This is a genomic window from Neobacillus sp. NPDC097160 (assembly GCF_044762155.1).
In the GTDB taxonomy this organism is placed as follows: Bacteria; Bacillota; Bacilli; order Bacillales; family Cytobacillaceae; genus Neobacillus.
The window spans coordinates 14,339-39,962 of record NZ_JBIWDU010000009.1 but is presented as its reverse complement, the minus strand read 5'-3'; the positions used below and the strand labels follow the sequence as shown (position 1 = coordinate 39,962).

Below are 25,624 nucleotides of genomic sequence, written 5' to 3'. Positions count from 1 at the left end.
TTAAGAGCTATTACTAATTCAAAAAGATAATTCTCGATATAGCTGCCGAAAATCCCCCTCACGATCGTGGCTGTGTAAAAACTCATCGCTGGTAATTGCCGTTAATAGTCTGATTTTTAAAACGGCATCTGTCACTTCTTTAATTATCCACTTCCGCTTAACAAAAAGAAATTCAATGTAGTCTTCGTAATTCTCATCAAACTCCTGCTCTAGCCGCTCACGAATTTTCCTTGCTAGCATTGGACTCGCACCGCCGGTTGAAACAGAAATTGACAAACGACCACGTTGAAATGATGACGGAAGATGAAAGTCCGAACCATCTGGATCATCCACTACCATGACAAGCTGGTGGGGCTCCGCTGAATCTTTTACCAGTTGGTTTAAAACCTTATCATTCGTTGCCGCAAAGATCATAAACGCGCATTTCAAATCGTCAACACAAAACGACCGCTGCACCCATTCAATATTCTCAGCCTTGGAAAGCCTTTGTAATTCTTCCGTGGCTTCCGGACTGACCACCACTACACGGGCCCCGGATGCCAGCAGGCCGCTTACCTTCCGTTCAGCTACCTTGCCGCCGCCGACGACCACTACTAATTTCCCTTCAAGCCGTAACATAATCGGATAATTTGAGCTCATGTTCCACCTCCGTTGCCCGTTTTTCAATAAGCGGTATTAATTTTTCATCAAAACCAACCGGCTCACAAAAAATAATATCTCCGCCCACAACATCTAGTTCTCTCTTCATTTTGACGGTATAACCGCCAGAAAACAAGAAGTGGGGAAGAATAAAAATCTTCTGGCCTACTAGTTTTCTCACCATTTCATGATAGAAAACAGGTGTAGTGACGTAAGCCCTGTGAACATCACAACCAATTTTCTCAGCTAAAGATATTGCTAATTTTTCAAATTCAACTGCTGCCTCGGGTACCCTGCTTCCATGGCTAACCAACAGCACCGCTTCATCCTCCTGCCCGCCAAACCCTGCAGCCGCCAACCTGTCCGCAAGTATCTCGACCATGATGTCATCAACACCAAGTGGCCTCCTATAATGGAAAATAACGTTTGGAAAGCGTTCGAGTTCGGCTTGAATATCCAAATTAGCATGGATCCCAGGTAATAAGAAAACAGGTACAACTGTGATTTCATTTGCCCCTTGATTGATACATGTTTCAATTGCCTGTGCCACCGATGGTCCAGCGTGTTCAAGGAAAGCAAAGATCTGTATAGTTGCCGAAGACTGTTGCATTACATTTTGAATAAAATCAATAAATTTCCTGTTTGCAGTATCCCGCCGGCTGCCGTGTGCGATATAAATGATTGTCTCCATCCCTTACACTTCCTCAACCAACTGTCCTGCCAAATAGTCAACCAAGGCTTCCTTCGTTGCGCTTTCAGGCATTCCATGTGTCGGCAGGCCAGCACCTGCAACCGTAGCCAATGTTTGTTTTCCCATACTGACAACCTGCAAATTCTTCAATAGCTCAGCTGCATCCAGACCACATTCTTTTAATGCATCCACAAACAGTTCGACAGAGGCACCGCTAGGGAATACCATCGTATTCACGTCAGCTTCCGCTAGCATTCTTTTAAAAATAGGTAAAAATTGACGGTCAAGTTCCTTTTTGCTCGTTACCATTAAGTCTGCGTTATCATAATATTTCCGTAACATACTATCATCGCCAACTATCAGCAAATTCCCTGACTCCGGCATCTCCTCAGCAAGTTTTGCGCTAAAACCGCGGGCATTTAATGCCTTTACTGATTTACTAGAGACTCCAAAAAAGTCAGCGCGGATTTTACGGATATCGATTCCATCTTCATACAGGGCTGTAAAAAACTCCCCGACACTTTCAGGTGAAGTAAATAGGATTTTTTCATAGTCTGACACCTTTGTTAGATCAACAGGCAGCACATTCTTTTTCCATTTCGGAAATTCGATGACATCCGCGCCTTGATCTATCAAATGCTGCGCCATTCCACTCATGCTCTCACCTGTACGGGCAAGGAGGATTTGCCGGCCATACAACGGCATACGCTCAAACCAACTGATTTTTTCCCGAAGAGAAATGACTTCCCCGACAAGAATGATCGCGGGATTTGTGAACTTAGCCGCCGCCACCTTTTCTGAAATATCGGCAAGTGTCCCTTGCAATGTTTTCTGGCGGCCAAATGTACCCCATTGGATTAAAATCACTGGTGTGGAAGCTGGTTTGCCGTGTTTAATGAGATTCTCACAAATAAACGGTAAATTTCCCACTCCCATGTAAAAAGCAATCGTATCAACACCACGGGCAAGCCCTTTCCAGTCTAGCAGCGGTTTGCCTGCCTCGGATTTGTCATGTGCGGTGACGACCGCAAAGGATTCGGCATGCTCACGATGGGTTACAGGAATTCCCGCATAAAGGGGGGCTGCAATCCCCGATGAAATGCCAGGAACAATTTCAAAAGGAATTTGATATTGGGCCAGGGCTGCCGCTTCTTCACCAACGCGGCCGAAAACGCCGGGGTCGCCGCCTTTTAGGCGGACAACCATTTTTCCTGCTAACGCCTTTTCCACCAAAAGTTCGTTAATGTTCTCCTGGCGCAAAATATGGCGGTCAGGCAATTTGCCGCAATAAATTAACTCACAATCACTCGCAGCAAATTCCAATAGCTTTGGATTAGCAAGCCGATCATATAAAATGACTTCGGCTTTCTTAATGGCTTCCATTCCTTTTACGGTGATTAATCCAACGTCCCCTGGCCCTGCCCCTACTAGAAATACCCTTCCTGTTTTCATCCTGCAGCCTTCCTTCCTGGTTTTTCTACAAAACTATAAAAACAATATCTTCTTTAATTTCCACCTGAAAAGTCCTAACTTGACCCTCATCCGGTGCCTGAACCTTCCCATCCGCTAAAGAGATTTTCCAGTCATAGACAGGACAATAAACATATGCGCCGCTGACGAGTCCTTCGGAAAGGACGCCCCCTTTCGGATGGGGACTGCGGTTTTCAAGTGCATAAACCTCGCCTGTCGTGATCCTAAAAAGTGCTATTTCCTTGTCATCAATTTTTATAGAGTAACCGGCTCTTTCCTTTAAATTCAAATAGTGTGCAACTGGAATTCGGGTTAATGTTCCTATCATTTGGACTCACTCCCAATCATAACAGTGTGTTTTGTGTAATATTTATCTTGAATTTCTTCACTTTGAATCGCTTCATTCCAAGGCTCAATGTACTTTTTCAATGTTTGATCAATAAGTTCATTTAATGCTTTACGAGTTTCCTCATCTGCCAAGACTTCCTTCACATGATCAAGACCTACGCGTTCCACCCATTTAGAGGTCCGCTCCAAATAATTTGCTGTTTCCCGGTAGTATTGCAGGTAAGCACCCGTCATTTTCATGACTTCTTCCTGTGTTTTCACGGTACATAGTAAATCTCCAGGGCGAAGGTCGACACCACCATTTCCAGCGACATAAATCTCCCATCCTCCATCAATGCCCACGTAGCCAATATCTTTGATTCCTGCTTCGGAGCAGTTTCTTGGGCAGGCTGACACACCCATTTTTACTTTATGCGGTGTATCAAGACGTTCAAATTTCTTCTCAAGTTCAATTCCGAGTGCCATTGAATCCTGTGTCCCGTAGCGGCAAAATTGAGCACCGACACAGGTTTTTACAGTACGTAGTGTTTTTCCGTAAGCATAACCGGATGGCATATCAAGCTCTTCCCACATGGCTGGCAGGTCTTCTTTTTTCACGCCGAACAAGCCAATCCGCTGTCCCCCTGTTAATTTTACTAATGGCACATTGTACTTTTCGGCCACTTCGGCGATTTTTTTCAAATCAGCCGCTGTTGTGACTCCGCCGTACATTCTCGGAACTACTGAATAGGTGCCATCCTTTTGAATGTTAGCATGCATTTTTTCATTCACAAGACGGGAATCACGGTCATCCTTGTAATCATCCATGTGAATCATGCCAAGGTAATAATTGATGGCCGGACGGCATTTCGTACAGCCTTCCTCATTGTTCCACGCAAGGACGTTCATGACCTCTTTTACACTTGTTAAGCCCTTTGTCTTGATTTCCGCTACCAATTCCTCCCGGCTAACCGTTGTACAACCGCAAATGCTCGTTTTTTGCGCTGCGGCGGCATCGAATTGGTCACCAAGTGTATGAGCGAGAATGCTGCTGACCATTGGCTTGCAGCGTCCGCAAGAACGACCGGCGTTTGTGCAGTGGCTGACCTGGTCGAGGGTTGTGAGACTCTGCGTTTGGATTGCTTCAACAATTGCCCCTTTTGTCACACCATTACAGCCACAGATTAGTTCATCATTTGGCATGGAAGCAATATCATCACTTGTTCCGCTTCCCGAGCATTCTGTTTGAAAAATGGAAACCCCGCTAATATCTTCTTTTTTCGTCAGCATTCTGAATAACTTTGTACTATCTTTTGTATCGCCATAAAGGACAATTCCAACAATCATGTTATTTCGTGTTAACACCCGTTTATAGATACCGTCAAATTCATTGTAAACCATGATCGACTTCGTTGAACCATCTTCAGAAATTTCGCCGGCAGAGAAAAGGCCAACACCAGCCACCTTCAACTGTGTCCCGGTAACAGATCCTGCATATGGTTTCGCTTCTATTCCGCAAATCCGCTCTGCCAGCACTTTTCCTTGTTCATATAATGGGGCAACCAACCCATAAACAATTTCTCTGTGTTCGGCACATTCCCCTACCGCGTAAACATTCGGTTCACTTGTTTCCATAAAGTCATTAACTACAATGCCGCGATTGACGTAGATGTCGCTGTTTTTCGCGACCGCTGTATTGGACTTAATCCCAATGGCCATCACCACAAGGTCGGCTTCGACTTCGGAGCCATCTTTAAAGCGCAGGCCTGTGACTCGTTCTTCACCAAGAATTTCGACCGTTTCTTTTTCCATTAAGAAGTTCATGCCTTGGGCTTCAAGCTCTGCTCTAAGTAAGGATGAAGCAATAGGGTCGAGCTGGCGTTCCATTAGATGCGGCATCAGGTGGACAACATCCACTTTCATGCCAAGGTTCAGCAAACCTCTTGCCGCTTCTAGCCCGAGGAGCCCACCGCCGATTACAACGGCCTTTTTATACTGATTTGCTGACTTGATCATCATTTCACAATCTTTGATATCACGGAACCCTGTCACGCCTTGTTTTTCTGCACCTGGAATGGGCAGGATGAAAGAATTTGATCCGGTCGCAATAATTAACTCATCATACTCGACTTCACGGCCCTGATCGCTGATGACACGCTTTTCCTCCACATCAATTTTTACGACAGTTTCGCCTGTAAATAATTGAATTTGGTTTTCTTTATACCAATCTAGTGGATTGATAATGATCTCTTCGAAGCTTGTGTCGCCTTGAAGAATAGTTGATAATTTAATCCGATTGTAGTTAGGGTGTGGCTCTTGTCCAAAAATCGTTATTTCAAATTGTCCCGGTGCTAGTTTGAGGATTTCTTCAATCGTTCTAACTCCAGCCATTCCGTTCCCAATCATCACTAATTTTTTCATAGTTGGGTCACTCCTATATGTTTTTTATCTGCATTTTTACGTTAAGTAAGGTTTTCTTTATCGTTAAATTGTAATCCGGAACGGTTAATAAATTTGTGAAGTTCGTCACATTCCAACGTAAACTTGTGAATCATTTCACATATTTGTCATAAAGCCTGCACTCCGTTGATAATAGGAGTAATTGGAATAATCTAACATAGTTGAGGTGTTACATGAGTAACCATACAATATATAAAAACGAAAAAGGAAAACGGACTATTCTTGATTATTATGAGAAATATTTAGCGGAACTTGAACTTGATTTGGATAGAGTTTTTGTGGAAACATCATTCGGGAAGACTCATGTTTTAGTGTCAGGGCCAAAGGATGGACGGCCCATCTTTATTTTTCAAGGCGGAAATTGTATCAATCCAATGACCTTATCGTGGTTCTTACCGTTATTAGAAAACTACAGAATTTATGCCCCAGATACAGTCGGTCATCCTGGATTTAGTGAAGAAGCTAGAATTTCCGCACGTGATGAGAGTTTTGCACAGTGGATATCAGAATTAATGGCGCACTTCCATATTGAACGATCAGCATTCGTAGGTCCTTCCTATGGTGCAGGAATCATTCTAAGGTTAGCTGCCTTTATGCCGGAAAAGATAGCTTGTTCCGTTTTAGTATCTCCTGCCGGAATTCAGCTCGGTTCTAAATTAGAGATGATTGGAAAAATTCTCGTTCCGTTAATGCTGTTCAAAATTAGTGGCTCAGGCAGGCAGATAAACAAAATAGCCAATAACATGTCGGGGCACAGTATGAAAGAAATCGATAAAGAAGTCCTCGGAAACATCTTTCAATATGTGAAACTCGAACAAGAAATGCCGAAATTAACAGAGAAAACGGAATTAGTGAACTACACAGCACCAACGATGGTCATTGCGGGCCAGAAAGATGTATTCTTCCCAGAGAAAAAGATCCAAAAAGCAGCAAAAGAAATCATCCCAAATCTAACAAACTATCAATCACTCGATATGGGCCACTTCCCATCACAAAAACACCTGAAGGAAATCAACTACAAAATTAAAGAATTCCTCCATTTACACTATAAATAATTTGCCAAAACAAAGAAGGGTGTCAGGCACCGCAAGGTGCCTGACACCCTTTTTACGTTATGCGGGTTGTTTATTTTTTTTTATTGCTAGTTGTGGTTTGACTATTGCATTGATTACCGGTACTAGTGTGCCGATGATGGCAACGGGGATGAGTTCCCACCATTCGAGTGGTGGTGTGATGAGTATGTCATACTTATGGATGGCGAACAGGACAAGAAAGTAGGTTACACTGCCCGCGAGGCCTGCCAGCCAGCTGGTCTTCCTAAACAAGAAATAGAATAGCGGAATCAGGATTAGGGTGATCGGTACATAGGATGTTGGATAACTTACGGCTGCAAAAATGGCTTTACCAACAAATCGTAACAAAATATAGAGAACCGCTGCCGCTGCCGGAATCGTAAAATCACGACAGATACGAATGATTAACACTGTAAGTAACGCCACCATCAGTACCGAATAGATTGGATAAACCCATTCCGGAATGCCGCCGAAAATTTGCGAAGCAGGGTCGGAAATCAACTCAAGTATTTCCTGTGAAGCAATCGATTTCCCATGGATGTACTGATCATAGGAAATAGCGCCATTTTCCTGCTGCATATTTGGAAACATCAAGCATTCAAGGAGAAACATCCCGAACCACGTATGCATCGACTTCCAAGTCGGCTTTACCTCCCGGGTATACAAGTAATATCCTCGCCAGACTCCAAATATCATGATACCCGTTGCAATGTAATAAATAAAATGGGTCGGACTCCATGTGGTTAAATCAATGCCATAAGCAATATGATAGGTAAAATCTAACGGGATCCCGATTAAAAATAATACATATCCAATCGTAATCAGATTTCTTGAAAATTTGTCCATGTATTGAGATTGGCGCCACTCTTTAAATAACAAATATCCCCCTAATGCGAACCCTAACGTATTGACAATATGCGGAATCGAGTATTCTTCAAATAAATACTTAAAGTGATACGAGGCATCCCAAGCCGATCCAATAAATTTTAATAAAAAGGCCAGAACCCATAAACGGTAATATTTCAAACATTTCATCTCCTCTCTTTACCTTATCCTAGTAAGTCAAAAGGATCCCCGAAAATGGCTATTAGGATATAGTTAATAGCTAAGGCAATTCCAAAGACGATTCCAGCAACGCGGACTTTTTTTTGAGTAAATAACTTATACATAAAAATAATTCCGGAAGTGACGACAAAGACGTTACAGGTTAAAAAAGTCCATAGAAGGCTTTCACTGTGTTCAACTGCTGTCACATGCAACAAATATAACGGTATCAAATGCTCAATTCCTCCATTGATTTACTTTTTTAAATAGTACTTAGACACCATATCAACTGGAACGATCTTCTTTATTAAAGACGTAATTCTCGGAAAAAATGTTTCCAAATAACTAACCTTCTCTATATTATGATTATTTTTAACTTGGTTGGCTAGTTAATTTACATAAAATTCTTGCATTGGTTCAAATAGGTAATGTACATTAAATAAATGGACTAAGTTGTGAGAGGAGAATGTTCCGTGAAGCATTTCATTATTGCCGTACTTCTATTAACCACTGTATTCCTATCTGCCTGCAATTCGATAAAAGTCCCGAAGTCAACGATGGATCACAAAATGAGTGCCACACCAACAAATGTCGTACCGACAAAATCCGAATGGAAAATCGCGGATCATCCAAAAGCGAACGAGGAAATTCCGATCTCCATTTTCATTAAGGATAAAGCCAATCAGCCCATCAAATCCTTCGAAACCGTTCATGAAAAAAAGATGCATTTATTTATCGTTAGTAAGGATTTATCTTATTTTTCACATATCCACCCAAAATATAAAGAAAACGGAGAATTTACAATTACAACCACCTTTCCTGCGGGTGGAGACTATAAGATTATTGCTGATTTTACGCCAAAGGGGGGCGGCGATAGCAGCATTGAAAGTCATTGGCAGCATGTAGAAGGAGAGGCCGCACAGGAAGAGCCATTAGTTCCTGATCAGGAGCTAACCAAAGTCGTGGATGGGAAAAAAGTGACACTCTCGTTTAGCCAACTTACGGCAGGTGAAACGTTGCATTTAACCTTTACGATTACCGATGCGGCAACTAATAAACCCATCAAAGATCTCCAGCCCTATTTAGGGGCCATGGGTCATATGGTTGCCATGAGTGCGGATGCCGAAAAATATTTACACATCCATCCGATGACGACAGCAGGAAATGGTCCAAAGGTGATATTTATGACGATTTTTCCGGAAGCTGGCGTTTATAAAGTTTGGGGACAATTTAAACACGAAGGTACGGTATTTACGGTTCCATTTGTCATCGACGTGCCGATTAAATAGTCAAAATCCCCCTTCTCTGACCTAACCCGGAGAAGGGGCCCACTTTAAAAATGGCAAACAAGTAAAACTCAATGAATTGGTATTGGATGCATTTTTCCCAAACTCGCTTCGAGTTTTGATGCCAATACCCTCTATTGGATGCACTTTCCCCAAATTCACTTTGAGTTTTGGAGCCAATACCCTCTATTGAATGCAAATTTCTCAAATTCACTTCAAGTTTTGAAGCCAATACCCTCCAGATTTGCGTCTCACAAGCACAAGTAAACCCCTCCTCATCCGAGAAGGGGTTTTAAAATACAAATAATTAATACATTTCTGAAGTTGTTTTCGCCTGCATGTGAAGCAATAAGTAGTCAGGACCGCCTGCTTTTGAGTCTGTTCCGGACATGTTGAAGCCGCCGAATGGCTGGTAGCCAACGATCGCTCCAGTACAAGAACGGTTGAAGTAAAGGTTCCCAACATGGAAATCTTCACGTGCTTGTTCTTGGTGCGCACGGTTTTTCGTGATAACAGCACCTGTTAAACCATACTCAGTATTGTTGGCAATTTCGATTGCTTCAGTGAAATCTTTTGCTTTTGTGAAACCTACAACAGGCCCAAAGATTTCTTCTTGCATAATGCGGGCTGTTGGAGCAAGGTCAGCAATAATCGTTGGTTTAATGAAGTAGCCTTTAGAATTATCGCCTTCACCGCCAGTCATTAGCTTGCCTTCGCCCTTACCAATTTCAATGTATTCCATAATTTTCTTAAATGCATTATTGTCGTTAACCGGGCCCATGAAGATACTTTGCTCTGTTGGGTCACCGACAGTTAATTGATTGGTTAATTCCACTGCTCGGTTTAACACTTGGTCATAGACATCTTCCACAATGACGGCACGAGAACAGGCAGAGCATTTTTGACCGGAAAAGCCAAATGCACCGGCAACGATGGATTGTGCTGCAAGCTCAAGATCTGCTTCACTGTCGACGACAATCGTATCTTTACCGCCCATTTCTGCAATCAACCGTTTCATCCACACTTGTCCAGGGTTCACTTTAGAAGATCGTTCGAAAATACGAAGTCCCACATCACGAGAACCTGTGAAGCTGATGAAACGAGTATCTTTATGGTCTACTAAATAGTCGCCTACTTCTGAACCGCTTCCCGGTACAAAGTTCAACACGCCTTTTGGAAGACCCGCTTCCTCCATTACTTCAACAAATTTTGCTGCAATAATCGGTGTTGTTGACGCTGGCTTTAATAGGACCGTATTACCGGACACAATCGCCGCTACTGCTGTTCCTGCCATAATGGCAAACGGGAAGTTCCATGGTGAAATAATAATACCCACACCAAGCGGTATATAGTCATAACGATTAAATTCATTTGGACGGCTTTGTACTGGTACGCCATCTTTTAGTGCCAGCATTTGGCGGCCATAGTATTCAAGGAAGTCAATACCTTCTGCTGTATCAGCATCTGCTTCTCTCCATGGCTTGCCTGCCTCTTTTGTCATTAACGCTGAAAATTCATGCTTGCGGCGGCGAATAATCGACGCTGCTTTAAAAAGCACATCAGCACGGATTTCCGGTTTCGTTTTCTTCCATGTTTGGAATGCTTGAACAGCTGCTTGCATTGCCTTTTCAGCAAGCTCCTGGTTTGCTTTTGAAACACGGCCAATAACTTCTTCTGTATTTGATGGATTATAGGAAACGATTTTATCTTCAGTTGTAATTTTTTCTCCGCCGATCACAAGATCGTAATCTTGACCTAAATAACCTTCTACAGTTTCTAACGCTTTAAGATAGGCCTGACGGTTTTCTTCAATCGTAAAATCCGTAAATGGTTCATGCTTGTAAGGTTGTATCATTTCTAAACCCCTCCTATGTATTAAAAACGTTTACATCCAAAGTCCATTTTACATGAATCATTTGCGAGTATCAAATAAGAAAAGCGCAAGCCCCCTGGTCAGCGGCGTATGGCCTGGAGCGCTCCAACTGAGATAAAGGAAACACGAAGAGCCGGAGGCGATTCGATGTTGACTTATCGTAGGGCGGAGAGCGAAGGACACTAGCCGCTAGGGGGCTGGAGCTGGACAATTCCCAAAGTCGAAATTTATACTTTTTATCTTTTAAGAAAAGCGCAAGCCCCGTTTTTGGAGCCGGACATTTTCCGAAGTGCAATTTATATAAAAAAAAGACCCGGCACCAGCCGAATCTTATTGATAAATATAAACAAATGGTTCATTTTCATTTGCTTTTCGAACAATTAGTGCTTCTGGGCCATCAACAGAGGTCACACTTACCGAAACAGAAAGATACTTAGGAAAATGTTCCATTACTAAGCCTGTCACATATTGGGTAAAACCAATTCCCTCTGTTTTCCCATAGAATTGGATAGGAATGGTGATGTTTAATTCCTGAAGCTGATCCCCTGTGTAAAATGCTCTGCCAATGACACCATTAAAGTTTGGAAAATATTCTTCTACGTCCTGTTTAAAGTTTAGGAACGCAATCGTATCATCGCGGTGATCATTTGTGGCATCAGTTGAGGGGAATAAATAGTATTTTTCATCTACCTTTTCCCAATTATTTAAATTGGAATTCCCTTGATCAACAGTGGTATAAGCAAAAAATCTGCCTGGTGTCACAGACGATTTACTTTCTTGTTCAAACAAAGCAATCGTAATTGGCACATCTTTCAAACTTTTTATATTACGCGCTCGTTTTACCACTTCTTCCGCCAGTTTTTTGCCTTCCTTTTCCATGTCAGCAAAATCAATCTTTTTCTCGAAAGTATCTCCACCCGGTGTTAATTTATAATAATAGATTGAATTCAAGGCAAGACCAAACGTGACGCCTGCGAGTGCTACATTTCCCTTATCATCTTTTGTTAAATAGTCATGTTCTAAAATATGAGCGAGATAGATGGGGCTCGTTGGTTCAGTGCCAGCCGCACCCGTATCAACAGGGTTTAATCCAATATTATCTTCCGCCTTTATATTTTTTTCCTTTAACTGTTCATCGGTATATTGGCGGTTTAACCACTGCCTAACGGTCTTTCCTTTAACTTCCTGACCTTCGCGAAAAAAATATTTTTCTGTATCAAAGCTATTCTGGGCAATTCTCATTAATCCCATTTCAAACTCATTTAAGTCATATCTTGTATTGATATTATTGACGACCATTCCACGCGCTTCCCCTGGTTGAAATGGCAAAATGGTTCGGTAATACTTTTCCGATATATTATATTTAGGGATAATCGCCTTCCCTTTTACTTTCTCCTTTGTTTGGACAGCTTCATTTTGCTTTTGGAAGTTCGGTGCACAGGCACTCAGCAAAAAAACAAGGGAGAGAGCAAGCAATGAGAACTTTCTCACGTCGATACACCTCTTATTTATTTAATTCTACTAAAAGCTTCTCCTCGTCCCACACTTCAATACCCAGTTCTTGTGCCTTCGTTAACTTGGAACCCGCATCTTCTCCCGCGATGACGAGATGTGTTTTCTTACTTACGCTGCCAGCTACATTGCCGCCAAGCGCTTCAATTTTATCCTTTGCTTCATTACGGGATAATTGCGCGAGCTTTCCTGTAAGGACAACTGTTTTCCCAGCAAAAACCGAATCGGATTCTTCAGCGGAAACGGGCTTCGCCCCTTTATATTCCATATTTACTCCGACAGTGACTAGCTCTATGATTAGCTCTTTCGCTTCCTCTTGTTCAAAAAAGGCAACGATGGAATCGGCCATTTTATCACCGATTTCATTGACTGCAATTAAATCCTCTTTAGAAGCTTCAGCTAGTTTTTCCATGGTGAAAAATTGTTGTGCTAACGTTTTTGCCGCCTTTGCTCCAACATGACGTATTCCAAGACCAAATAACAGCTTTTCAAGGGAATTACTTTTTGAAATTTCAATTGCCTTTATAAGATTGGAAACAGATTTTTCCCCCATTCTTTCAAGGGCTAACAGCTGTTCACGGGTAAGCTTATAAATATCTGCTACATCACTTATTAATTTTTCAGCAAAAAGCTGGCTGATAACCTTTTCCCCAAGACCATCAATGTTCATGGCATCGCGTGAGACAAAGTGAATCAGGCCTTCACGAATTTGTGCGGGACATTTCGGATTAATACACCTTAATGCAACTTCACCTTCGAGTCGGACAAGCTCACTCTCACACTCAGGACAATGTGTTGGCATATGGAAATCAACTTCGTCACCTGTCCGTTGATCTGCGAGAACATTGACTACTTCCGGAATGATATCGCCAGCCTTCTTAACGACAACTTTATCTCCAATTTTAATATCCTTTTCACGGATTAAATCTTCGTTATGCAAGGATGCACGCTGTACGGTTGAACCCGCAACTTTTACAGGTTCTAACAGTGCCGTTGGTGTAACCACTCCTGTTCTTCCAACACTTAATTCGATGTCTATAAGAGTTGTGACTACTTCTTCAGCCGGAAACTTATACGCAATAGCCCAGCGCGGGCTTTTTGCCGTTGTGCCAAGTTCCGCCTGCTGCTCTAAGGAATCGACTTTGATTACAATTCCATCAATTTCATATGGTAGATGCGGACGCTTTTCAACCCAGCCATTCACAAACGAAATGACATCGTCAATCGTTGCGCATTTTCTCCGCTCTTTATTCGTTTTAAAACTGAGATGGTCCAAGAAATTAAGGCCTTCACTATGGGAGATAACTCCGCTTGCTCCAGTGTTGCCAATCCCGTATAAAAAGACATCCAGCCTTCTCGATGCAGCAATTTTCGGGTCAAGTTGCCTGAGCGATCCGGCAGCTGCATTTCTTGGGTTGGCAAACAGATCCTCGCCTCGCTCTTCTCTCGCTTTATTCAATGCTTCAAACGAGCGTTTTGGCATGTAGGCCTCGCCTCGAACCTCTAAGGAAACATTTTCCCGTAAGCGAAGGGGGATGGATTTGATTGTTTTTAAATTTGCGGTAATATCTTCACCGATTGTTCCATCACCACGGGTCGCGCCTTGAACAAACAATCCATCCTCATACCTTAATGAAACGGCAAGGCCATCAATTTTCAACTCACAAACATAGGAAACGTTATCCCCTACAGCTTGTCGAACTCGACGATCGAAATCCCTTAAATCTAGTTCGTTAAAGGCATTACCCAAACTTAACATTGGTGTACGATGCTCGACCTTTTCAAACAGATCAAGCACCGCACCGCCAACACGGACCGAGGGGGAATCCGAAGTTTTTAGCTGTGGGAACTTTTCCTCTAGCTCTAAAAGCTCATGCATGAGCTGATCATACTCCGCATCCGGGACAGATGGGTTGTCTAACACATAATATTCATAGCCATATTGATTTAATAGGCTTCTGATTTCATTGATTTTTTGCTCAGCGATTTGAAGGTCCATATATCCAGCCCTTTCATTAGGTAATCCCCGCGCTAGAGAGCGCGCTTTTTTCCCGTATTAACGGGCAATAAAACCTTAACTATATTATGCCTTTTTAATAGGGGCAAATTTCGCCAATAAGCGTTTAATCCCAACAGGGCTCGGGAAGGCAATATCAAGCTCAGTTCCTTCTCCTTGGCCTTTTACACTTACGACGGTTCCGATTCCCCATTTACCGTGTGCCGCTTTATCGCCAACCTTCCAGCCGAGTTCTTCCCCGCCGGAAGCGGCTGAAACTGGACGCATCACCGGTTTTCTTGGTGCAGCTGGAGTGCCGAAAGAGCTTCTAGAGGAACCAAAAGCAGTTCCAGAAGATCCAAATGTTCTTCCGCCAGAACCAAATGGGGTATTCATTCGTTTCTCCGGTTCCACGCCTTCGATTAGGTCCTCCGGGATTTCAGCGATAAACCTTGATGCCGGATTCATATTGGTTCTCCCAAACAAGGTTCTCATTTGCGCATTTGTGATAAATAAATTCTGCTCTGCCCTGGTAATGCCGACATAGGCCAACCTGCGTTCTTCTTCCATTTCTGTTTCTTCCATTAGGGATCTGCTGTGTGGAAAGACTCCTTCTTCGAGACCTATCAAGAAGACAACCGGGAATTCCAATCCTTTTGCCGAGTGCAAGGTCATTAAGGTGATTGAATCGATCTTTTCCCCATCTTCATCAAGCGAATCAATATCCGCAACAAGTGCTAGATCCGTTAAGAAGGCCACTAAGGTCTTATCTTCACTTGATTCTTCAAAGTTTTTCGTTACCGATAATAATTCCTCAAGGTTTTCTAAGCGGCTTTGGGCTTCCAATGACTTCTCTGCCTTAAGCATTTCCCGATAACCCGTCTTTTCCAGAACTTCTTCTACGAGCTCTGTTACGGAAAGGAACTCTTGCATATTCGTATAATTGCGAATTAAATCGCGGAATTCTCGTGCTGCTTTTGTGATTTTCGGACTTAGGCCGATTAATTCAATCGAGTCCAATGCCTGGTATAAGGAAATATCATGCATTACAGCAAAATTAGCGATTTTATCAAGCGAGGTTGAGCCAATTCCGCGTTTCGGAACATTGATCACACGCTGCAAGCTGATGTCATCGTCCGGATTGGAAATCAAACGCAAATACGCAAGCATATCCTTGATTTCTTTCCTGTCATAGAACTTAATGCCGCCAACAATGGCGTATTCGATATTCGATTTAAGTAAAACTTCCTCCATAACACGGGATTGTGCGTTTGTGCGATAAAGGATTGCAATATCTGAAAGTTTTTTGCCGTCTCGGGTTAATTCCTTAATCTTTCCGGCAACAAATTGGGCTTCGCCCTGCTCACTGTCAGCACGATAGTAAACTAGTTTATTTCCTTCAGGGTTTTCTGTCCAAAGATTTTTCGCCTTACGGTTCATGTTGTTTTCAATCACTTTATTGGCCGCAAGCAGAATGCGTTTTGTCGAGCGGTAGTTCTGCTCGAGAAGAATTACCTCCGCCCTCGGATAGTCTTTTTCAAACGAAAGAATATTGGCAATATCGGCGCCGCGCCATTTGTAAATCGACTGATCGGAATCCCCGACAACACAAAGATTTTGAAAACGATTCGCCAGCAATTTAACTAACATATACTGCGCTCTGTTGGGTTGCGATAGGTAAGAGTTTGAAGTTATCTCCGTCTTTTCCCCCGCTTAGTACCGTACGTGAGACTTTCACCTCATACGGCACCCCATCAACTACTAGCTCGTTACATTATTTATTACACAGTTCCCAACACGTTTACGAAGGTCGTTAACTTTACTCAGTTTTTCCTCATTAAGATTTAGTATTGATAAATATTTCTTAATGGTTTTGTCATTGACTGCGTGAATTAATTTATGAACATCTTTTGTGATGAACAATAAATTTTGATAAGTGTCTGTTCCACCTTTTGATTTTGGTTCCTTATGGTGAAGTTCCATATTGCCTATCTCCAATTCACTGCCCGTGATTCCACATTTTCCTAATTGTGCGATGTACTTAGATAATCGATTATCATTGTACTCCATACTTTCGGACTTTATTGGATTTTCCATCAGATAGTGAACCATAAAGGGTGGAACGGCTTCCTGATTGCTATGAATCAAGACTCTTCCTTCTGCAGTATAACTGTTTTTCTCTTGAGTGAAGTTTATTGGTTTCTTGTGTTTCACCCCATCTATTGGAAATAGGGCCAACCCACAAGCAAAGATTTTCTTCTTTCCAAGATAATCGTTGTAAGCAATTTGATGATATTTCGTTACCACACCATTTTTGCTTTTAACCTTCTTTAATTTGTTGTACAGGATTCGTTTGACCGAGTATGCAATTTCGCTGAAATCTTTGACCGCTTCGGTTGCCTGTCGATAGTAGTTGTGGGAGCCAAGAATTGTAGAGTTAAGCTTTGTTACTTCGGCTTTTTTTTGCAGCCTGTGTATACTCTTTAACTTGGTCTTAATCTTTTCAACTGTTTTTCGTTTGGCTTTATCCGATATTTGCGATTTTACAACAGCCTTTTTACCTTTTGGAATCACCTTGAATTTGAATCCAAGGAACTCAGAATAGTTTTTTCGTAAGTTTACTACTTTCGACTTTTCGTGACTAATCTCTAAGCCTAATCTCTCTTTTAACCATTTCTTTACTGCTTCAAATACAGTAAATGCTGATTTATGGTCTCGACAGAAAATTTTAAAGTCATCTGCGTATCTGACAATAAACATTTCCTTCAATTTTGAAGTACGTTTAAGCTCTCTGTACTTCATTGATTGGTCTTTCCGCATCTTACTTCCAATTACACGGTACCTTACATAATCCCGCACGGTCTCAAATGTTTCCCACTGGTTACTAATCCACCAATCAAATTCATTCAAAACCACGTTTGAAAGGAGTGGCGAAATAATTCCACCCTGCGGAGTACCTTTTGTCGGTATCCCTATTCCCTTGATTTCAGCTTTGAGAAGTTTACTTATTATCGATAGTATTCGTTTATCCCTAATTCCTAATGACCAGAGTTGTTTTAGTAGTTTTCCGTGGTCAACGTTATCAAAGAAGCCTTTAATATCAACATCTACAACATAGTGCAGCTTGTTTATATTAGCTAGTGTGACCGCTCTTGAAAATGCGTGCAGTGTTCCGCGGTTAGGTCGGAAACCATAACTATGTTTGTGAAACTTAGCTTCGCATATAGGCTCTAGTACCTGTTTAAGACACTGCTGAATAAGTCTATCTTCGATTGTTGGTATTCCGAGCGGTCTAACTCCACCATTAGGTTTTGGAATTTCCTTACGTCTAACTATATGAGGTTTAAAATCCTCAAGTCTGTTTTTAACATACTTCACAAGTGTTTCAGGACTTCTAAGGCCCACTTCAAAGATGGTGTTTTGGTTTACTCCAGCCGTTTTGCTGCCTTGATTCTTCTTAATGTTTCGAAAGGCAAGTTTAACATTAGCAGGATGGACTACTAGGTCATAGAGGCTGTTAAAAACCTTTCCGTCTGAACTTAACTTGTAAAGATTGTCGAACATATTTTGCGTGTTGTAATATTCATTATTTCTCAGCTTTTGCCGTTTAAACTTCTTCGGTTTTGTTTTGGAATCAGTCAATTACTCACCTCATTTACAAACCTAAGCGATTTGTAAATTTCAGCTTTCACTTCTCTTAGTCATACCCGAACCTGATTTCTGTGTATTAAATGTCCGTCTTCTATTAGTTGACTAGTGGCTATCCCTCCACTGCTTGTTATCACAGCTTCAAAGGTACTGTGCCACCACCTTCACCGATATAAAGTTAGTTATACATTTAGAATGCTTTCCTAACACCGCTTCACCGAGTGCAAACTCTCCACGTTATCGGCTTACCACGTTCCAAGAATCCTATCTATACATATACCCTTAGATGATTCCTCTAGCCCTGTTAGCTGGATGGTGCCTGTAACACCATAAGGTATTTCATAAAGACAAATCTTACTCTACCTCACTAACCCTTACATGAAGGACTATCCATTTCGAATAGCTATACCTCTAGAGCCGTACATTCGGAATTTTGTCCATAGATGGTTGTTTCATCTACATTCTCATCATAGATATTTTGTAGAACCCCGGTCTATCAGCCATACCCTCTGCCTCCAGAGAGTTTTCCTCGACTTTACGTTAGGATGACCTTCAACCGACTTCACCGAGCTTATAACCCTCAGGTGTTTTGCACCACCCGAACGCTATTCGGAGGATTAGGCGAGCCTTTCAGGGCGTTACCCCATCATTCGACTCTTCAGATTCTCAGTTCTCCTAGAATTAATCTAGTGGCTAACCTTTTCAGTTAGCAACGTGTCGCACTATCCTGATACTCATCAACATGAATATATTGAAATTTGCGTTGATAAAATTCGAGGACTTCCGGTACCCGTTGGAACAATTGAATCGTCATCATGATTAAATCATCGAAATCAAGTGCTTGATTTTTCCGTAACCGCTTTTGATATTCCGTGTAAACTTCACTAACTGTTTGTTCAAAATAACCACCGGCGGTTTTCGCATATTCTTCAGGAGTAATTAATTCGTTCTTAGCTGAGCTGATCGATCCCAAAATGGCCCGTGGGTCATTCTTCTTCGGATCGAGATTTTTGTCCTTGAGGATTCCTTTAATCACCGATTGCTGGTCGGTTGTATCCAGAATCGTAAAATTTCGATTGAAGCCCATCCGGTCGATATCCCGGCGCAAAATCCGTACACACATCGAGTGAAATGTGGAAATCCAAATTTCATCGGCAGCCCCGCCCATCATTCTGCTGATCCGTTCCTTCATTTCTCGAGCTGCCTTGTTTGTAAACGTAATCGCTAAAATGTTATAAGGGTTTACACGTTTTTCCACTATTAAGTAAGCAATTCGGTGTGTTAATACTCTTGTTTTTCCACTTCCGGCGCCCGCCATCAATAGAAGCGGGCCATCTGTTGCTTTTACAGCACTTTGCTGTTCCGGGTTCAGTCCGTTTAAAAGCTTATCTGTTAAAAATTGCATTTTTTCCACCACCATTTACAAACATTTGTTCTTATTTTTATTTTACCGTTCTTTTCCTGCTGAAGCAAATTCTATCTAACCGATTTAATTGTTTCTAAGGCTCGATCAAAATCTTCATAAATAACATTTCCAACGACAATCACATCGGCATGCTTGGCCATTTCTGAAGCTTGTTCAATGGTTGCTATACCGCCGCCGTAAAAAAGGGTTGTTTTTTCAAGCACCTGTCTCACATCAGCTACTAATGCTGGATCCCCATATTTACCGCTATATTCTAAATAAAAAATCGGCAGCTGAAACATTTTTTCAGCCATCAGCGCATAGGCCTTAACGTCATCGATTGTCAATTTTGCATTGGCTGACGTTAATTGCGCTGCCTTGCAATCCTCGTTTAAGATACAATAGCCTTCCATGGCGAATTCTTCCCAATTCATGATCTCGCCAAATTCCTTTACGGCCTGATGGTGCAGCCCCGTAATCCACTTTGTATCATCGCTATTTAAAATCGTTGGGATAAAATAAAGGTCAAATCCAGGTGTAACGGTCTCAATGCTTGATACTTCAAGGACACACGGAACTGTATAACGGCGAACTCTGGCCATTAGGTCAAGGACGTTTTCAAGTGTCACCCCGTCCGTTCCGCCTACAATTACCGCATCTGTCCCTGATTCACAGATTTTTTCTAATTGATCGTCTGTTATTTCTTTATTTGGATCGAGTTTAAACACATGCCGCCACTCGCGAAAATCATACATCGAAAGAATCCTCCCACCTATAGTCCATTTCACCATTATAACATTTGAAGAAACGATAAAAAAATAAAACAATGAATCTAAATATAGAAATCATATCCAGACAAAAGGAAAAAACCGAAGAGTGGCCTCTCCGGTTCGATTCATTGCGTTCGCTTTTCTTATTCCTCTGAAACTGAACTGTTTTCTTCTTTAATGCGCTCAAGCACCATTTCATACGTATCGTTTCCAAAGTTTAAACAGCGTTTTACACGTGAAATGGTCGCCGTGCTTGCCCCTGTTTCTGTTTCGATTTTATGATATGTGTTACCTTCGCGAAGCATTCTTGCTACATCCAGGCGCTGTGATAACGATTGAATTTCATTGATGGTGCATAAATCATCAAAAAAGCGATAGCATTCTTCCAAATCCTTTAGTGAAAGAACAGCTTGAAATAATTGATCGAGTTCTTTGCCTCGTAATTTATTGATTTGCATATTTTTTACCCCTTTAATTTAAATAAAGTAAAATTTTCAACCAGCTGCCCGATAGTACGGGGAAATTTATTCAACATTAAATGAAACGCTGCCTTGCAGCCCAGGATTTGTCGGAACAACATTTACCCATGTTCTGCCTTGAACTAATTTTACCTCTTCTCCGTCCTTTATCGGAACAATCCGGCCATTTTTATTCTCCCAGTTCACTTCGTTCACTTTACCCATTTGCACTAGGTAGCCTTTACCGCCTGATTGTAAATCTATATCGCGGCGGCCGTATGAATCAATTAATTTGTGCACGGCTTCGATAATAAAAATATTATCCAGCAATATCGGTTCGCCGGTCTCTAAGTCCACTGTTTGTTCCCCGCTGGAGAATCTTGTGTATTTTCCCTGTGCTGCATCAAACTGGTATTTCGAATTCGATATGCCGTCCGCTGAATAGGTTATACTCACGGATTTTGCCTCGTTACCGGCAATATTTTTGCTTTCTTCATCAGTTAAAAAAGTGAAGCTTGGCGGGCTCTTTTCCATCGAATACTTTTTTTGCTCCGCCCCTTTTAAAACATTTTCATACGTAATATAGGAGTTATGAGGTGCTTTTCGCGCACTTGATCGTTTAAATAACGTACCATCATAGACCATCCCGTTTATATTATCGATATAATTGCTGTCGAGCATTTCTTTTGCCTCAGGGCTATAGCCATGGGCAACATAAAGAGCACCCAGGCCCTTGGCTAACTCGATATAATAGTCCCGTGCACTCCGAACCGGTCCGATATTCGCGGGCTTTTCACTTTGAAAAACAGCAAGGAAGCGGGTGATATCACCTTCTGCAAGGACTTCGTAGACAATGTCGGCCTTATTCAAGCCTGATTGCGGCCTTGCTTTAGGGTGGTTATTGACCATAACTGCGATGGCTCTTTCTTCTGTACTTGTTTGCGAGCCAACTCCTGTTAGTGGAAAATAATATGGGAATTCCGGCTTCTCTACTTCTTTTTCCACAACCTTTTCAACCACTTTTTCCTTCTTTACTGGCTCATTAGCTTTTTCTTTATTACTGCATCCAGAGAACAATAAAGCGATAGCTGCCACGGCAACAGCCCATTTTTTCATTATATGAACACCCCAATTTCACGACCAAGATGCAAAACACTTTCACGCTTTAACTCTTTACTTACTTACAGTTTAACGCATTATTGACGGAAAGAGTACTGTTTTATTCATAACATCGTACATTCCCTGCTGAGTTATACGAATATATGGCAAATGAGTGGCAGAGAAAAAGGCAAGGCTATAAATAGGATCTGAAAATTTATAGCCCCGTTCTTCCAACTCAACCAAAAGTCTTTTTTCTTGCTCGATTAATTTTTCCACAGGGAGGTCTGACATAATTCCGTTTAAATGTAAAGGCACCTCACATACGATTTCGGCATTCTCCACCATGACAATGCCCCCGCCTAATTCTTTCATTCTATTAAAAGCATGGAGCATATCCTGTTTGTCTTTTCCGATTAAAATAATATCACCTGTGTTGGAATAGGAACTGGCCAATGCCGGCAAGGTTTTTGCGAAACCCTTCAATAAGGTATTGATTCGCCAATTTCCATTTCGATCTATCAAGGTAAAAAAGCATTCATCATGATTCGACGGTAATTCATCTCCTGAAGCATCAATGGCAATCGAATATGGTTTTGTGATGACGGAGTTTTCCATCTTAATCCCAAACGGCATCGAAAATTGTAAATCATCCATGGATAAATCCCAATCCATTTCCATTGGTTTAAGCCCATATTGATCCCAATTAATCGAGGCATACGCATCGTCCACCTTCACACCGTCGCGCTTTACCCATTTTCCCTTTGCCAAAACAGAGACCGGCGTTGGATTTTCAATGCTTGATAAAAAGTTAATATTTGCGACGCGTCCAGTGGCAATATTACCATGTAAATGATCGATATTGTAGTATCTGGCAATATTTACGGTTGCCATATTATAGGCATCAATGACAGGAACACCTTTTTCAATGGCGATCCGGATCATTTGATCGTTCATCCCTTGCTCATAAAATGTTGACGATGAACCATCGGTATTAAATAGTAATCTATCATATGCCTCGATGCCTAGACGCTTCATATCGTCCAAAATTTGCGGCAAATCAGGGCGGATCGAAGAATAGCGAAGTGACACCATATAGCCTTGCATGAGACGGTTATAAACTTCTTCACCTGTCATCGCTTCATGATCACAATCCGCACCTAAAAGCATCATTTTCGCTAAGGTTTTTTCCGATGCACCAGGAAAATGTCCTTCAATTTGCTTGCGCATTCGTTTGGCTTCTTGAATCCAATGAAGCATCATATCATCGCCATCAAGCAGTTTTGGCCAGCCCGTTAATTCTCCACCCTGCAGAACCGCATCGTGCTCGAGCCACGCTTTAACATTACTATGCGAAAAAATTTCTTCTTCATTCAGAATTTCCGTTTGTGAATCAAATCGGCTCCACCAAAACATCGTTGTGGGGATAGAACGAAGATCCCTTAATAATGAAAACGCTTCCCTCTTTTTCAAATTTAATATCAGCGCCATGTTGTCATTAATTAACGTCGTTGTCCCAAATTGAGATGCATAGGCCGCCAATGATAGGGGATTATATAATTGAAATGGATGTGCATGCGGTTCGATGTATCCAGGGACAAGAATTTCATTTGTGCAATCAATGATTTCACATGTTTCCATATTTGGAGGTAAGTTCTCGCCAACATAAACAATCCGATCTTCATAAATCCAAATATTCGCTCTCATCCATTTACGAAATGTCTGATTTAAATACAAGGCATTTTTTAACAAAATGGTTGGAGATGTTTTTCCATCCAAAACGGATACATGCATGCGTAAATGTTTATTTTTCCAGCGGTAGCGTTGTTCCAGCATACCATGTCCCTCCCTAAAAAAAACTATCTATATAATAATAAGTTGAATTAACAACAAAGAAAGCCCTTACAAAAATTTTCTTTAGATACTATAGTATCATATTTTACTATTTAAAGCAGTAAAGAATTGATAAATATTGTAAAAATTTTGTGAAGGAGTGAACAATTTGAACATTAAACCAAATATCGGGATTTTAAACGCAATGATTCGCATTACCTTTGGGTTGACGATTCTTGCTTGGAGCACCTCGAAGCTTGTCAAGCATCCATGGAGGGATTCTTATTTGTTTGCTGCATTATGCGGCGCGATGAAGGTTGCTGAGGGGATTGTCCGTTATTGCCCTTTAACGGCATTATGTGAAAGATGCCAGGACATGATTCAGGAGCATAACCAAACAACGGATTCCATGGACGGGATGGAAGGGCTGACCAATATGGATGGGGATTCGGTTGTGCCTTATAATCCGTCTTAACGGTGAAAGTATACTAAATGATGAAGGACAAATCTTTTTGAAAATCTGCTAAAGTGTCCTTCATCGGGCTTATGAAGGACATTTTTCTTTGAAAAACCAGCAAAACGGTCTTCATCCTGCTTATGAAGACCGTTTCTCTTTAAAAAACCAGCAAAATGGTCTTCATCTCGCTTATGAAGACCGTTTCTCTTTAAAAAACCAGCGAAATGGTCTTCATTCCGTTTATGAAGACCATTTCTCTAAAAAACTACAAAAGTGTCCTTCATCTTTTTAATGAAGGATACTTTTCCCTTTTACCTAACAGCAGAAAGAATCGCCTTCGCCCCAATATCCTTTCGATAAAAAACGCCATCACAAGTTAACTTCTCCAGCTCGCTGTACACCTTTTCTTGAGCTTCCATCAAGTTGGTGGCTTTCGCTCCCACAAGAAGCACCCTGCCGCCGGCCGTGATAAACTCCCCTTTAGCATTCACAGACGTACCAGCATGAAAAACAGAAACATCCTCCGATAACTCCGCTAATCCTGTCAGCACTGCACCCTTTTCATAAGCCTCCGGGTACCCTTTTGCAGCCACAACAACACCGACCATCGGCTGCGGATCCCACTCAAGCTCTGGGGCTTTTCCATTCAACAGCTCTAAAATCACTGAAACCAAATCAGACTTTAGCCTTGGCAAAATAACCTGTGTTTCCGGGTCACCAAAACGGGCATTAAATTCAATGACCTTTGGCCCGTCAGCCGTTTTAATCAGACCTGCATATAATATCCCGCAAAAGCTCCGATCCTCTTCCACCATCGCTTTTGCCGCAGGTATTAGGACCGTACTGACCGCCTCCTGAACAGCTTCCGAGCCAATTTGCGGAACCGGTGAATAGGCACCCATTCCGCCAGTATTCGGACCTTGGTCGCCATCAAATGCCCGTTTATGATCCTGGGCGATTTCCAGTGGTACGACGACTTCCCCATTCACAAATGCCATTAATGAAAATTCCTCACCGCTTAAAAATTCCTCAATGACGACGCAGGAAGAGGCGCTCCCAAATTTCGCTCCTACAAGCATATCTTCCAAGGCCGTAAATGCTTCCTCTTTTGTAAAAGCAACTACTACACCTTTCCCAGCAGCTAACCCATCTGCCTTAATCACAATAGGCGCGCCTTTTTCCTCCACATATTGACGTGCCTCTTCATACGCGGTAAACACAGCATAATCAGCAGTTGGAATCTGATATTTTTTCATCAGTTCTTTCGCAAAAGATTTGCTTCCTTCAATCTCAGCGGCAGCTTTTCGCGGACCGAACACCGCCAATCCCGCCTCTTCAAATTTATCAGCAAGCCCCTCTAACAAAGGAACTTCCGGCCCGATAATCGTTAAGCCCACACCTTGTTCTTTCGCAAACTCGATTAATCGCTCGTGCTGTGACTCCTCAAATGGAACACAAACTGCCACATCAGTCATGCCGGCATTCCCTGGAGCGACAAATACTTTTTCCACAAACGTGCTCTCGCTTACCTTTTGACAGATGGCATGCTCTCTCCCGCCGCGGCCAATGATTAGTACCTTCATC

The 25,624-nt window shown here is 42.0% G+C and carries 20 protein-coding genes and 2 pseudogenes; 4 read left to right on the top strand and 18 right to left on the bottom strand.

The annotated features are described in order from the left end of the window. Positions 1–18 precede the first annotated feature (18 nt). Genes ACIQXV_RS14065 through nirB form a run of 5 tightly spaced genes read right to left on the bottom strand, consistent with a single transcriptional unit; the run spans position 19 to position 5,548 of the window. Positions 19–639, bottom strand: a complete 621-nt coding sequence (locus ACIQXV_RS14065; protein ID WP_402959806.1) for a precorrin-2 dehydrogenase/sirohydrochlorin ferrochelatase family protein — start codon at positions 637–639, stop codon at positions 19–21. Further along, entirely contained in the window at positions 605–1,330 is a 726-nt protein-coding gene (locus tag ACIQXV_RS14060) for a sirohydrochlorin chelatase (RefSeq protein ID WP_402959804.1), read from the bottom strand. Before ACIQXV_RS14060 ends, ACIQXV_RS14065 begins: the two co-directional genes overlap by 35 nt. A 3-nt stretch (positions 1,331–1,333) precedes the next feature. Next, positions 1,334–2,782 carry a uroporphyrinogen-III C-methyltransferase gene (gene cobA, locus ACIQXV_RS14055; RefSeq protein ID WP_402959802.1) on the bottom strand — a complete coding sequence of 483 codons (1,449 nt, stop codon included), beginning with the start codon at positions 2,780–2,782 and terminating at the stop codon, positions 1,334–1,336. Between the two features lie 25 nt (positions 2,783–2,807). Then, positions 2,808–3,128: a nitrite reductase small subunit NirD gene (gene nirD / locus ACIQXV_RS14050; RefSeq protein ID WP_402959800.1), complete on the bottom strand. Its 321-nt coding sequence runs from the start codon at positions 3,126–3,128 to the stop codon at positions 2,808–2,810. Then, complete coding sequence (nirB, locus tag ACIQXV_RS14045; RefSeq protein ID WP_402959798.1) at positions 3,125–5,548, bottom strand: nitrite reductase large subunit NirB; 2,424 nt, start codon at positions 5,546–5,548, stop codon at positions 3,125–3,127. The genes nirD and nirB overlap by 4 nt, the downstream gene beginning before the upstream one ends. Positions 5,549–5,760: 212 nt before the next feature. Between nirB and ACIQXV_RS14040 the strand changes: the two genes are divergently transcribed. Then, positions 5,761–6,642: an alpha/beta fold hydrolase gene (locus ACIQXV_RS14040; RefSeq protein ID WP_402959797.1), complete on the top strand. Its 882-nt coding sequence runs from the start codon at positions 5,761–5,763 to the stop codon at positions 6,640–6,642. 57 nt (positions 6,643–6,699) lie between these two features. Here the strand turns inward: ACIQXV_RS14040 and ACIQXV_RS14035 are convergent, their stop codons facing one another. Continuing rightward, positions 6,700–7,686 (bottom strand): hypothetical protein, encoded by a 987-nt coding sequence (locus ACIQXV_RS14035; protein ID WP_402959796.1) that lies wholly within the window; start codon positions 7,684–7,686, stop codon positions 6,700–6,702. A gap of 23 nt (positions 7,687–7,709) precedes the next feature. Further along, positions 7,710–7,937 carry a hypothetical protein gene (locus tag ACIQXV_RS14030; RefSeq protein ID WP_402959794.1) on the bottom strand — a complete coding sequence of 76 codons (228 nt, stop codon included), beginning with the start codon at positions 7,935–7,937 and terminating at the stop codon, positions 7,710–7,712. Positions 7,938–8,177: 240 nt separating this feature from the next. Here ACIQXV_RS14030 and ACIQXV_RS14025 point away from each other — a divergent pair, with 240 nt between their 5' ends. Next, positions 8,178–8,993, top strand: a complete 816-nt coding sequence (locus ACIQXV_RS14025) for a hypothetical protein (RefSeq protein ID WP_402959792.1) — start codon at positions 8,178–8,180, stop codon at positions 8,991–8,993. Positions 8,994–9,297: 304 nt separating this feature from the next. Here the strand turns inward: ACIQXV_RS14025 and pruA are convergent, their stop codons facing one another. From pruA to ACIQXV_RS13975, 10 genes and pseudogenes are all read right to left on the bottom strand, one after another. After that, positions 9,298–10,845, bottom strand: coding sequence for an L-glutamate gamma-semialdehyde dehydrogenase (pruA, locus tag ACIQXV_RS14020; protein ID WP_402959791.1), 1,548 nt, complete (start codon positions 10,843–10,845; stop codon positions 9,298–9,300). A gap of 348 nt (positions 10,846–11,193) precedes the next feature. Then, positions 11,194–12,354 carry a CamS family sex pheromone protein gene (locus ACIQXV_RS14015; protein WP_402959790.1) on the bottom strand — a complete coding sequence of 387 codons (1,161 nt, stop codon included), beginning with the start codon at positions 12,352–12,354 and terminating at the stop codon, positions 11,194–11,196. A gap of 13 nt (positions 12,355–12,367) precedes the next feature. Beyond that, the gene (ligA, locus tag ACIQXV_RS14010) at positions 12,368–14,374 is read right to left on the bottom strand and encodes an NAD-dependent DNA ligase LigA (protein ID WP_402959788.1); all 2,007 of its coding nucleotides are present in this window, start codon (positions 14,372–14,374) and stop codon (positions 12,368–12,370) included. Between the two features lie 84 nt (positions 14,375–14,458). Then, positions 14,459–16,036: pseudogene (locus ACIQXV_RS14005) on the bottom strand (3'-5' exonuclease); the annotation flags it as partial. A 96-nt stretch (positions 16,037–16,132) separates the two neighbouring features. Beyond that, positions 16,133–17,935 carry a group II intron reverse transcriptase/maturase gene (ltrA, locus tag ACIQXV_RS14000; protein ID WP_402960032.1) on the bottom strand — a complete coding sequence of 601 codons (1,803 nt, stop codon included), beginning with the start codon at positions 17,933–17,935 and terminating at the stop codon, positions 16,133–16,135. Between the two features lie 805 nt (positions 17,936–18,740). After that, positions 18,741–19,424, bottom strand: a pseudogene (locus tag ACIQXV_RS13995) (UvrD-helicase domain-containing protein); the annotation flags it as partial. A gap of 71 nt (positions 19,425–19,495) precedes the next feature. After that, positions 19,496–20,179: a heptaprenylglyceryl phosphate synthase gene (gene pcrB / locus ACIQXV_RS13990; RefSeq protein WP_402959786.1), complete on the bottom strand. Its 684-nt coding sequence runs from the start codon at positions 20,177–20,179 to the stop codon at positions 19,496–19,498. Positions 20,180–20,337: 158 nt separating this feature from the next. Continuing rightward, positions 20,338–20,652: a YerC/YecD family TrpR-related protein gene (locus ACIQXV_RS13985; protein ID WP_402959785.1), complete on the bottom strand. Its 315-nt coding sequence runs from the start codon at positions 20,650–20,652 to the stop codon at positions 20,338–20,340. 66 nt (positions 20,653–20,718) lie between these two features. Next, positions 20,719–21,768, bottom strand: coding sequence for a DUF3048 domain-containing protein (locus ACIQXV_RS13980; protein WP_402959783.1), 1,050 nt, complete (start codon positions 21,766–21,768; stop codon positions 20,719–20,721). Between the two features lie 72 nt (positions 21,769–21,840). Beyond that, positions 21,841–23,586: an adenine deaminase C-terminal domain-containing protein gene (locus tag ACIQXV_RS13975; protein WP_402959781.1), complete on the bottom strand. Its 1,746-nt coding sequence runs from the start codon at positions 23,584–23,586 to the stop codon at positions 21,841–21,843. A 166-nt stretch (positions 23,587–23,752) separates the two neighbouring features. Here ACIQXV_RS13975 and ACIQXV_RS13970 point away from each other — a divergent pair, with 166 nt between their 5' ends. Further along, positions 23,753–24,058, top strand: coding sequence for a YgaP family membrane protein (locus ACIQXV_RS13970; RefSeq protein WP_402959779.1), 306 nt, complete (start codon positions 23,753–23,755; stop codon positions 24,056–24,058). Positions 24,059–24,146: 88 nt separating this feature from the next. Beyond that, entirely contained in the window at positions 24,147–24,332 is a 186-nt protein-coding gene (locus ACIQXV_RS13965) for a hypothetical protein (RefSeq protein ID WP_402959777.1), read from the top strand. Between the two features lie 19 nt (positions 24,333–24,351). Here ACIQXV_RS13965 and purD read toward each other — a convergent pair whose 3' ends face one another. Beyond that, positions 24,352–25,623, bottom strand: a complete 1,272-nt coding sequence (gene purD, locus ACIQXV_RS13960) for a phosphoribosylamine--glycine ligase (protein ID WP_402959775.1) — start codon at positions 25,621–25,623, stop codon at positions 24,352–24,354. Position 25,624 lies beyond the last annotated feature (1 nt).

Bases quoted from the DNA above. Each gene is read 5' to 3' on its own strand.
- purD (WP_402959775.1), bottom strand. From the start codon at position 25,623: ATGAAGGTACTAATCATTGGCCGCGGCGGGAGAGAGCATGCCATCTGT.
- pruA (WP_402959791.1), bottom strand. From the start codon at position 10,845: ATGATACAACCTTACAAGCATGAACCATTTACGGATTTTACGATTGAA.
- ACIQXV_RS13980 (WP_402959783.1), bottom strand. From the start codon at position 21,768: ATGAAAAAATGGGCTGTTGCCGTGGCAGCTATCGCTTTATTGTTCTCT.
- cobA (WP_402959802.1), bottom strand. From the start codon at position 2,782: ATGAAAACAGGAAGGGTATTTCTAGTAGGGGCAGGGCCAGGGGACGTT.
- pcrB (WP_402959786.1), bottom strand. From the start codon at position 20,179: ATGTATGATTTTCGCGAGTGGCGGCATGTGTTTAAACTCGATCCAAAT.
- ltrA (WP_402960032.1), bottom strand. From the start codon at position 17,935: ATGTTCGACAATCTTTACAAGTTAAGTTCAGACGGAAAGGTTTTTAAC.
- ACIQXV_RS14040 (WP_402959797.1), top strand. From the start codon at position 5,761: ATGAGTAACCATACAATATATAAAAACGAAAAAGGAAAACGGACTATT.
- ACIQXV_RS14060 (WP_402959804.1), bottom strand. From the start codon at position 1,330: ATGGAGACAATCATTTATATCGCACACGGCAGCCGGCGGGATACTGCA.
- ACIQXV_RS14065 (WP_402959806.1), bottom strand. From the start codon at position 639: ATGAGCTCAAATTATCCGATTATGTTACGGCTTGAAGGGAAATTAGTA.
- nirB (WP_402959798.1), bottom strand. From the start codon at position 5,548: ATGAAAAAATTAGTGATGATTGGGAACGGAATGGCTGGAGTTAGAACG.
- ACIQXV_RS13975 (WP_402959781.1), bottom strand. From the start codon at position 23,586: ATGCTGGAACAACGCTACCGCTGGAAAAATAAACATTTACGCATGCAT.
- nirD (WP_402959800.1), bottom strand. From the start codon at position 3,128: ATGATAGGAACATTAACCCGAATTCCAGTTGCACACTATTTGAATTTA.
- ACIQXV_RS13985 (WP_402959785.1), bottom strand. From the start codon at position 20,652: ATGCAAATCAATAAATTACGAGGCAAAGAACTCGATCAATTATTTCAA.
- ligA (WP_402959788.1), bottom strand. From the start codon at position 14,374: ATGGACCTTCAAATCGCTGAGCAAAAAATCAATGAAATCAGAAGCCTA.